This is a genomic window from Erythrobacter colymbi, from assembly GCF_002155685.1.
In the GTDB taxonomy this organism is placed as follows: domain Bacteria; phylum Pseudomonadota; class Alphaproteobacteria; order Sphingomonadales; family Sphingomonadaceae; genus Erythrobacter; species Erythrobacter colymbi.
The window spans coordinates 1-8,883 of record NZ_MUYK01000043.1; the positions used below are offsets into that span (position 1 = coordinate 1).

Below are 8,883 nucleotides of genomic sequence, written 5' to 3' on the forward strand. Positions count from 1 at the left end.
CCTCTCTTATTCATGAGGGTGCGTTTGCAGGCTACCCGGCGCCGGCGGTGCCGCTGGCGGCGTGACGCGGGCGAGCGCCTTTGGCGGAGTTTTTCACCGCGCTGTGATCGATGGGCTTTTCGGGTTGAAGGACTGGCTCGGGGGTTTCGGCGGCACTGCCGCACCGGCTATGTGGGCGCAGGCTTGAGCGCGAGAACGATGGCGCGCAGCAGATCGGCGTCGGGACAGGCCGAGGCGAACGCGACGCGGATGCGGGTAGCGCTTTCCATGACGCGGGCGGCAACCTTGAGCAGCCGCAGGCGCAGGGTGGTAAACTCAGCCCTCGCCAGAGCGGCGGTCTTCGGCATCGCCTGCTGGACGCGCCACAGGAGCCAGTAGGCGGCGGTGTGCAGGATCAGGCGCATCTGATTGGCATTGGCCGACCGGCACGAGGTGCGATCGCTGGCCAGCTGTGTCTTGTGCAGCTTGATCAGGTTCTCTGCCTGTCCGCGCGCGCAGTAGAGCGTGTCGTAGATGTGCTCGGCCGAGCCCTCGGTCAGCGATGTGACGACGTAGCGGATGTCCATGCCCAGCGTGCTGGCCTCGATCCGGGCGACGACGCGGCGCTGGCAGTTCCAGCTCTTCGCGCCGTAGCGGGTCTCGGCATAGCTGCGCAGGACCACGCGGCCTTCCTCGGCGCGGCGGACCGCACAGGCATCGGCAGCCGTGACGATGACGGGATCGGCGCGCAGCGCGGCATTGGTCGGCAGGCCGAGCACGTAATCGATGCCGGCAGCCTCGCAGAAGGCCATGACCTCGGGCCGCCCATAATGCCCGTCGCCGCGGATGGTGATGTGGGTATCGGGCCAGTGGCGGCGAAGATGACGCACCAGACGCCGGATGTGGCCCGCAGCCTCCTTGCCCGAAGGCGTCTTGCCCGTGCGCAGCAGCATCGCCACCGGACGGCCGGTCGCAGTGTCATAAACATGGATCGGCAGGAAGCAGCGCTCGCCATGATGTCCGTTCCAGAACGAGAGTTGCTGATAGCCGTGCACGACATCGCAGGTATCATCGATGTCCAGCGTCACGGCTGCCGGAGCAGCGGGATAGCTGGCACAGTAGATGTCGACCATGGCCGCCAGCATCTTGGCCAGCTCGCGCGTGGTCGGCGCGTTCTCCCATCGGCTCATGGTCGGTTGGCTGGCAAGTCCCGCACCTGCCCCCGGCAGCTTGCCCAGCGCCAGGCGGAAACCAGGATCATCGCGCAGGGCGTCGAGATCATCGGCATCCTCATAGCCGCACGCGATCGCCAGCACACGGGCAAGGAAAATATCCTCAAGCCGATGGACCACCCGCGACGGATCGCGGGGATCAGCAATACATGCCGCAAGCTGCTGGCAGATGCCCATCATGCGCTCGGCCTGAGCCAGCAGCAGCACACCGCCATCCGAGGTCAGCCTGCCGCCGTCAAACGCAGCTGTGACCTTCTTGCCGCCAACCGCTGGAAACGAAAATGCAGCCGCGCTATCATCGCATCCGGCGGGTGTGGTCTGTGGCATTTTTTGCCCCGTTGCAGGTCTGGCTTGAACAACCACATTCCTACAACAATGCAAATGCTTACACCACTCCCGCCAACCCTTCACGACATCGCCGGTGAATAAGATGGGCTAAACCCGGCTACGCGCCGGCCAGCATCATGCGGCCTTCACCGGATGGATACGATTCTCGGTAGAGATTCATCAGACATGGTTCGTATGGCAGAAGCTGAACGCACTCTGCTTGCGGAGCGATGGAAAGCGATCACCGACTCGATTGGCTTCGACGGACCCGCTTCTATTCCAGCGCTGCCTTCTGTCTGATGTTACGGGGAGAAACCCAGGCAAGATCCTGCAATGTTTTCGCGAACCCAATCAAACAGTTAGAGCTGACCATGCTTAACGGAAGCAGTATTCAGGTCACAGAAGCGACCGGGCGCAAAATGCTTCGGGCAGGTCTGGCCTGCATGCAGCCGTCGCGTATCAGGCGGTCTCTTGTCTGCTAACGAAATGCTCAATTAGCCATCGTGCCGCCGGACCAGGGGGTGTATCGCTTCGAAACAGCGCATGAAACGGGTAAATGGCTCGCCTGAACTCCGCGAACTGCAACCGGACAAGCCGGCCACAAGCGAGATCATCGCGGACATGCGGCTCGGGCATGTTGCCCCAGCCGCATCCCCCAAGAAGCAAAGCGTGTTTGGCACCCAGATCGGCGAGATGCCATTGGTCGCGCGAGAAGATGCCATTGTCAGGCCCCTCTTCGAACGAGGATCGCACTGTAAGAACGAGCTGTCGATACCCCCGCGCAGGTCCCGGGTGAGATGTTGCAGCCGGGTGGTCGGGCGCTGCTACGGGGATCATGTCAACTTCACCAATAGCGACCCGCTCAAGACCAGCCGGGAGTGCACCTGTTCCACCGCCAAATCCAACAGCTCCTATACCACGCTGCACAGCCTGAGCCACGGCCCCCAGTGCTTCGACATGCAGCCTCAGGGAGACGGTTGGAAACTCCCGTTCGAATGCGCGAACCGCCCGCACTAACCATTCGCTGGGGAGCATCACGTCGACAACGACAACGAGTTCGGGTTCGATCCCTTCTCCGACCGCCTCAATTGAAGCCCGAAGCTCGTCGATGCCAGCCCGGATTCTTTCAGCCTTCGCTCGGATGGCTTGACCCGACTGGGTCAAAACTGGCGTCCGCGCCAGCGACCGGTCAAACAAGCCAACGCCGAGTTGTCGCTCCAGATTGCCAATAGTGTAGCTAATTGCCGACGTGGCCCGTCCCAAGCGGCGCCCTGCAGCTGCAAAACTGCCGGTCTCAACAACAGCCAGAAAAACGTCGAGTTGATCGAGACTGGGTGTTCCGACGCGGGCCATCATTCAAATTCCTTGAACATAGAGTACGGTAATATGCCAGTTTTTCTGGTTCTTGCGAAAGCCTAAATCTTGCCTCGCACCAAGGCACGCACCTCGCGCTGCCCATTTGAACCGAGGAACTCAAATGCATAACGTCCGCTTTGCTGCGCCTGCAGGGCGCCTTCTTCTCAGCCTGATTTTTCTTCTCAGCGGAGTCAGTAAAGCCACCGATCCCACCGGCACCATGGCCTATATTGCTGCTGTGATCGGCATCGATCCGCTGCTTCCTTACATCGGCTCGACGGTGATCGAACTGCTCTTCGGCCTTCTCCTGCTCGCCGGCTACCGCACGCGCATGGCGGCGGCGGTGCTGTCGGCGTTCGCGGTCGCGGCGGCGCTGCTGTTCCACAGCGATCTCGCCGACCAGAACCAGATGATCCATTTCCTCAAGAATATCGCGATCGCGGGCGGATTGCTCCAGATCGTCGCGTTCGGTCCCGGCGCGCTCAGCCTCGACGCGCGCCGCACCGCGTCGCGCGCGGCGGCATGATGCCATACTTCCGACAATTCCGAGCACCGGAGCCTCCTCTCATGCAAGCGCCCACCTCCTCCACGCAGCCCCTTCGCACCGTCGCTCTGCGCACCCGCGGGCAAGGCCATGGCGCGATCACCCGGCTGTTCAGCCCCGACGATCTCGGCGAACGGCTCAAGCCCTTCGTCTTCCTCGATCGTTTCGACACCGCCGACGGCGGGTTCCCGGGATTCGGCATGCATCCTCATTCCGGCATTGCAACCTTGACCTATATCGCCAAGGGTTCGGTGAGCTACGTCGACACCAACGGGACGGATGGGATCGTAGAGGCAGGCGGCGTTGAATGGATGCAGGCAGGCGCTGGGGCCTGGCACGGTGGGGGACCGCGCGATGCATCCGCGCGCGGCTTTCAGGTCTGGGTTGCCTTGTCACCCGACTTCGAACTCGGCCCGTCTGAAAGCCTTTACCTTGCACACGGCGATGTTCCAGTCATCGGCCCTGCTAGACTGTTGCTGGGCGAGTTCGAGGACCACGCCAGTCCGATCGGCCACCCCGCGCCAGCGACAATCCTCTATGTGACTCTCAAGGCAGGTGAAATCTGGAACTATACACCGCCTCAGGGGCACGAGACGCTGTGGCTCGCAGTCGCAACAGGGGAGTTGGACACTGGCATCTGCTTCGTCAGAGGTGATTTTGCCTATTTCGAAGACGGAAGTGGTCCGCTCGCAATCAAGGCGCTTGACGACACAGAATTCATTATTGGATCGGCAAGCAGGCACCCTTATCCTCTCGTTACAGGCTATTATTCAGTCCACTCCAGCCTGGATGCCCTTGCCTCCGGGGTCACGTCCGTCAATGAGGTGTAATTTGGGGTGTGGTCACCGGGCTGCATGGTCAGGCGGCCTTGGGTGTAATCTGTAGCGGCTGAGCCTCCTCGATCATTGGTGTGGCAAGGGCTGCCATGCCCTCGATCTGCATGTAGCGGTGCTGGAGCTGCCACTCGTCATTCTGCTCGAGCAGGACGGCGCCGACGAGTCGGATGATGCTGTCCTCGTTGGGGAAGATACCGACGACGTCAGCACGGCGCTTCACCTCCTTGTTCAGGCGCTCCAGCGGATTGGTGCTGTGCAGCTTGACCCGGTGCTGCTCGGGGAAGGTCATGTAGGCCAGGACATCGTGCTCGGCGTCGTCCATGCAGGTTCCCAGCTTCGGCCAGCGGGTGCGCAGTTGGTCGGCGACCTGGCGCCAGACCTGGGTAGCGGCCGCATGATCGGGCTGGAGGAAGACCTGCCGGATGGCGGCGGCGACCACGGTGTTCTGCCCCTTGGGCACGTAGGCCAGTGCGTTGCGCATGAAGTGGACGCGGCAGCGCTGCCAGGTGGCGCCGAGCACGCGGGTGATCGCCGCCTTGAGCCCCTCGTGGGCATCGGAGATGACCAGCTTCACTCCCTTGAGGCCGCGGCGGGCCAGGTCCTTGAGGAAGCTCGACCAGAACGGCTCGGCCTCGCTGGGACCGATGTGCAGGCCGACGATCTCGCGCTTGCCCTCGGTGTTGACCGCGACCGCTATTATCGCCGCGACACTGACGATACGGCCGCCCTCGCGGACCTTGAGGTAGGTCGCGTCCAGCCAGAGGTAAGGCCAGTCGCCCGCCAGCGGCCGCTTGAGGAAGGCGTGCACGCGTTCGTCGATGTCCTTGCACAGCTTCGAGACCGAAGACTTGGAGATGCCGGTCATGCCCATGGCCTGAACCAGCTCGTCGACGCGCCGGGTGCTGACGCCGGCGATCCATGCTTCCTGGATCACCGAGACCAGCGCCTTCTCGACGGTCTTCCTGGGTTCCAGGAAGCCAGGGAAGTAGGCCCCGGTCCTGAGCTTGGGGATCTTCAGGTTGAGCGTGCCGAGCCGGGTGTCGAGGCTGCGCTCTCGGTAGCCGTTACGCCAGGTCGTGCGGTCGCCGGATCGCTCGTGTCGGCCGGCGCCGATCACGCCGTCGACATCGGCCTCCATGATCAGCTGCAGCACGCTCTCGGCAATGCTGCGCAGGAAATCGCTGTCTCCGGTCTTCGCCATCAGCTCGGCAAGCGGTAGTCTGTCTTCGGTCATCGGGATCAACTCCTCGGGTGGGTGTGACGTGTGGAAACTCCACCTTACCGATGAGCCCGGTGGCCACCGAGATCGAAACTGCTGGTGGTGGGGCATGCCCCACCACCAGCAGCACCTAAATCTCCACCGAAAATTACACCACGAGCGCGGACGCTAACTGCCTCCGGAGAGCGGCGCATTCTTGAAATTCGGGATACGCTCGTCAGGGAAGGGCGGTTGTGACAATCCCCTTGCTCTGCACCGCAGCGGGATCGGCGATTCCGGCGCTTGGATTCGGGACCTACGGGATGGACGGCCAGGCGCTTGCCCGGGTGCTCCCCCCGGCACTCGAGATGGGATTGCGCCATATCGACACGGCCCAGATTTATCGCAATGAGGCCGCAGTCGGCGATCTTGTCCGTGCATCCGGGCTTCGGCGCAGTGATGTCTTTCTCACGACGAAGGTATGGCCGGCGAATTACGGCAAGCGCTTCGATACCTCGCTCGATGAAAGCCTCAGGCATCTGGGCACCGATCATGTCGATCTCCTGCTGCTCCATTGGCCGGAAGGCAGCGATGTTCCACTTGCGGACCAGGTGGGCGCACTCGCGCGTGCACAAGATGCGGGCAAAGCGCGCATGATAGGTGTCAGCAATTTCGACAGCGCACGGCTCGCAGCCGCTGCGTCGCTTTCCGATCGCCCGCTCGCGACCAACCAGGTCGAATTCCATCCATTTCTGGATCAGCGGCGGATCCACGCTGCAACAAGAAATGCAGGCATGTTGCTAACCGCCTATTGTCCTCTTGCGGTGGGCAGAGTGTTCAGCGAACCGCTGCTGGCCGAAATTGCGCGCGAGACGGGACGCAGCATCGTTCAAATCGTACTACGTTGGGTGTTGGAGCATGAAAAGATGGCTGCGCTTACGCGAACCAGCCGCGCCGATCGGCTGGAGCAGTACCGTGGCCTATTCAACTTCACGCTCGGCCGCGACCATATGGCGGCGATTGCGACCCTCGGGGTCCGTCACGAGCGGATCGTCAATCCAGCTGGCCTGACACCGATCTGGGATGTACCGGGTCCGCCCCAATAAGATGGGGCGAGCGCAAGCTCTTCTCTGGGTATCAGAGAGTTTCAACGGGATGCGCTCGAATAAAGTCGATGAAGGCGCGGAATGCTGCCGATGGCAACCTGCGATTGCTGTAATAGAGCCGCAATCCGTCGAAGGCGGGCGTCCATTCGGGTAGAAGCGCAATCAGAGCACCGGAGCCAATATCGCTACGTACCGTCCATTCGTCGATGTACGCGATGCCTGCACCTGCTAACGCTGCTGCGCGCAGCGACGCGTTCCCGCCAAGCCTAAGGCGGCAGGATGGGATGAAGCGCTGAGCCCGGCCATTATGTTCCAGATCCCACGGCACGGGGCGGCCATCAGCGAAGTTCATTCCGATACACTCGTGCCGACCGAGATCGACAGGGCTTTCGATCGGTGGCGCTTCGCGCAAATAAGACGGCGCGGCCACCAAAAGGAAGCGGTTCGTGCGCTCGAGCGGTATCCCAATCATATCGCGCGGCACCGCATCGGCTAGGCGGATCCCCGCGTCATAATTCAGCGAAACGATATCGATCAGCCCGGCATCACTCACAAATTCAAGTCGCACATCGGGAAAGGTTTGCTGGAATGCAACGATCAGTGGAACGATGCGCGCCGTAGCGCTTTCCGATGCATTGATACGGATCGTTCCTGCCACGGTCGCGCGCATATCGGAGCAGCGTGCGAGCTCCTGGTTGATCGTCTGCAATGCCGGTCCAATCTGTGCGAGCAGCATCCTGCCTGCTTCTGTTGGCGCTACGCTGCGCGTCGTGCGGTTGAGAAGTCTGATGCCAAGCTCTTGTTCTACCTTTGCGACCAGCTGGCTGAGTGTGGACGGTGCGATGCCCAAAGCTTTCGCAGCAGCGCGAAAGTTGCCGCGTGCCGCGACCTCTCCCACTGCCATTAGTTCATGGATAGTGATCCGCTGACCGTGGCTGCTCATCTTGTCGCACGCCAGATTGTCCGCAATTGGCGAATGGCGCATACGCCAGGACCCCGGTTATCCAATCTGACTGACTGTCCGTCGTCAGAACATTTGGCACAGGTCGCGGCGTAAATTAGCGGAGTGCGGGCCTCGTCTGTTGTTGGGTTTTAGGCGGCGAGCTTACGGTGTTGCAAGCGCCGATGTTCAATGGTCTGTCGCTTGATCCTTTCGCGTTGTTTGATGATGGCTGGTGCCCTGCCGAAGTAGGCGTCTGCGGGCGTCACGTTGTTTAGGCTCTCGTGGTATCGGCGGTGGTTGTAGTGCTCGACGAAGGTCTCGATCTGGGCCTCAAGGTCGCCGGGCAGGAAGTAGTTCTCGAGCAGGATGCGGTTTTTAAGGGTCTGGTGCCAGCGCTCGATCTTGCCCTGGGTCTGGGGGTGCATCGGGGCGCCGCGCACGTGGCTCATCTTGTTGGCCTCGATGTATTCAGCCAGTTCGCCCGCGATGTAGCTGGGACCATTGTCGCTGAGCAGCCGGGGCTTGTGCAACACCGTGGCGCTGTCGCATCCGGATGCGACCAACGCTACATCCAGCGTGTCGGTCACATCCTCGGCCCGCATGTTGGTGCACAACTTCCAGGCGATGATGTAGCGCGAGAAGTCGTCGAGCACGGTGGAGAGATACATCCAGCCCCACCCGATGATCTTGAAGTAGGTAAAATCGGTCTGCCACATCTCGTTCGGCCGGGTCGTCTTGGTATGGAACGCATCAGCCGCTTTCACCACGACGTATGCCGGGCTGGTGATCAGATCGTGGGCCTTGAGCAGGCGGTAAACCGTAGCTTCGGACACAAAGTATTGGCGCTCATCGGTAAATCGCACCGCCAGTTCGCGCGGTGACAGCTCGGACTGCTCCAGCGCCATTTCGACGATCTGGTCCTGCACCTCGGGCGCGATCCGGTTCCACACCCGGCCTGGAGCCGATGGCCGATCCGCCAACGCCTCCGGGCCGCCTGCGAGGTAGCGGTCATACCAGCGGTAGAACGTCCGCCGGGCGATGCCGAGTTGGTCCAGCGTTCGCTTGGCAGGCAGGTGGGACTGCTCGACGATCCTGATGATCTCGAGCTTCTCGGATGCGGGATACCTCATTCTTCGTCGCCCCCATCCGCGATCATGCTTTTTTTGAGCAAACGGTTTTCCAGCGTCAGGTCGGCCACGCATTCCTTCAGGGCGCGGGCTTCGCGGCGCAGATCCTGCACCTCGCCAGTGGTCGCGGCACGGGCGGTATCACCGGCCAACCGGCGCTTACCTGCTTCCATAAACTCCTTCGACCAAGTGTAATACAGGCTCTGGGCGATGCCTTCCTTGCGGCACAGCTCTG

General features: G+C 61.8%; 7 protein-coding genes and 1 pseudogene. 3 read left to right on the forward strand and 5 right to left on the reverse strand.

Annotated elements, in window-relative coordinates:
- Window positions 1–167 precede the first annotated feature (167 nt).
- Together BZF57_RS20300 and BZF57_RS20305 are read right to left on the reverse strand one after the other, a co-directional pair.
- Window positions 168–1,538 (reverse strand): IS1380 family transposase, encoded by a 1,371-nt coding sequence (locus BZF57_RS20300; protein WP_066117545.1) that lies wholly within the window; start codon window positions 1,536–1,538, stop codon window positions 168–170.
- 459 nt (window positions 1,539–1,997) lie between these two features.
- Window positions 1,998–2,894: a LysR substrate-binding domain-containing protein gene (locus BZF57_RS20305; RefSeq protein ID WP_162291058.1), complete on the reverse strand. Its 897-nt coding sequence runs from the start codon at window positions 2,892–2,894 to the stop codon at window positions 1,998–2,000.
- A 121-nt stretch (window positions 2,895–3,015) separates the two neighbouring features.
- On the opposite strand from BZF57_RS20305, the gene BZF57_RS20310 reads away from it, so the two are divergent.
- Window positions 3,016–3,420 (forward strand): DoxX family membrane protein, encoded by a 405-nt coding sequence (locus BZF57_RS20310; protein WP_086741173.1) that lies wholly within the window; start codon window positions 3,016–3,018, stop codon window positions 3,418–3,420.
- Between the two features lie 41 nt (window positions 3,421–3,461).
- A complete protein-coding gene (locus tag BZF57_RS20315) occupies window positions 3,462–4,268 on the forward strand; it encodes a pirin family protein (RefSeq protein ID WP_086741176.1) in 807 nt (268 codons plus the stop codon).
- A 28-nt stretch (window positions 4,269–4,296) separates the two neighbouring features.
- On the opposite strand, the gene BZF57_RS20320 is transcribed toward BZF57_RS20315, so the two are convergent.
- Entirely contained in the window at window positions 4,297–5,508 is a 1,212-nt protein-coding gene (locus BZF57_RS20320; RefSeq protein ID WP_058456888.1) for an IS256 family transposase, read from the reverse strand.
- Between the two features lie 218 nt (window positions 5,509–5,726).
- Here BZF57_RS20320 and BZF57_RS20325 point away from each other — a divergent pair, with 218 nt between their 5' ends.
- The gene (locus tag BZF57_RS20325; RefSeq protein WP_276206658.1) at window positions 5,727–6,578 is read left to right on the forward strand and encodes an aldo/keto reductase; all 852 of its coding nucleotides are present in this window, start codon (window positions 5,727–5,729) and stop codon (window positions 6,576–6,578) included.
- A 31-nt stretch (window positions 6,579–6,609) separates the two neighbouring features.
- On the opposite strand, the gene BZF57_RS20330 is transcribed toward BZF57_RS20325, so the two are convergent.
- The gene (locus BZF57_RS20330; protein ID WP_162291059.1) at window positions 6,610–7,521 is read right to left on the reverse strand and encodes a LysR family transcriptional regulator; all 912 of its coding nucleotides are present in this window, start codon (window positions 7,519–7,521) and stop codon (window positions 6,610–6,612) included.
- Between the two features lie 149 nt (window positions 7,522–7,670).
- Window positions 7,671–8,883: pseudogene (locus tag BZF57_RS20335) on the reverse strand (IS3 family transposase); the annotation flags it as partial.